Source organism: Bradyrhizobium sp. Unk1 (assembly GCF_059512345.1).
In genome coordinates, this window is the sequence record NZ_JCAMOP010000182.1 from 1 (window position 1) to 1,148 (window position 1,148).

Annotated in this window: 1 protein-coding gene; it reads right to left on the minus strand. The window is 65.0% G+C overall.

Features of this window, described 5'->3' with window-relative positions; translation table 11 throughout:
* A partial coding sequence (locus tag AC5ZFO_RS47990) for a condensation domain-containing protein (RefSeq protein ID WP_496124265.1) occupies positions 1-1,127 on the minus strand: 1,127 nt, incomplete at its 3' end.
* Between the last annotated feature and the right edge of the window lie 21 nt (positions 1,128-1,148).

Below are 1,148 nucleotides of genomic sequence, written 5' to 3' on the forward strand. Positions count from 1 at the left end.
TCCTGATGCTCCTGCGCAGCCAGCACCGTGCGCCGCGTCCGCTCCAGAAGCTCCGAGACGCGCGGCTTGCCCGACAGGTCCAGCCGAAGCGCCAGGGTGTTGACGAAGAACCCGATCAGCTCTTCGATCTCGCGGTGCCCCCGATTGGCGCTCGGCACGCCAATCACAAGATCGTCCTGCCCCGACAGACGCGACAGCACCGCCGCCCAGGCCGCCAGCACCGTCATGAACAACGTCGTGCCATGCTGCAGGCTCAGCCGCTTCAGCTCCCGCGTCAAATCCGCATCGACGGTGATCGGGACCGTGGCCGCGGCAAACGACTGCTGGGCAGGCCGCGCATGGTCCGTCGGCAAGACAAGACGGGCTGTGCCTGCCAGGGCGCTGCCCCAATACTGCGCCTGCTTCTGCAGCCGATCCCCCGACAGCCATTGGCGTTGCCAGGCGGCATAATCTGGATACTGGATCGCAAGCGGCGGCAGAGGATCGTCCTGCCCAGCCTCGAACGCCCGGTAGAGCTGGCTAAGTTCACGCAGCAGCACGCCCATCGACCAGCCGTCCGAGACGATGTGATGCTGGGTCAGCAGGAAGACGTGCTCCTCGTCCGACAACCGCACCAGACGCCCGCGGATCAGCGGACCGCACGCAAGATCGAATGGCGTGCGGCCCTCTTCATGGCACAGATCCAAAAGTGCCGCTTCCGCATCCGATCTCTCCCGCAGATCATGCTCAACTATCGGCAGACCCGCATCCGGCGGCAGAACCTCAACCCGGGGCTTGCCCTGCGTCGCGACAAACACACTGCGCAGCGCCTCATGACGCGCAAACAGACGGTCAAGGCTGCGCTGCCAGGCGATGTGGTCGAGCATCCCGCGCAATCGCAAGGTCAGCGGAATGTGATAGTTCGTGCTGCCTTCGTTCAGCTGCGCCAAAAACCATAGCCGCTGCTGCGCAAACGACAGCACAAGCGGCTCATGACGCGACACGGCTGCAATCGACGGCAGCTCTTGTGGACCGGAGCGGCTCAACAGCTCGGCGATGCTTGCCGCCAGGTCGGTCAGCACGGGCCTTGCGAACAGCGTCGACAGCGGCAGCTCGACTCCCACAGCCTGTGACAGCCGGCTCGACATCTGCACGGCCAAGAGCGAGTG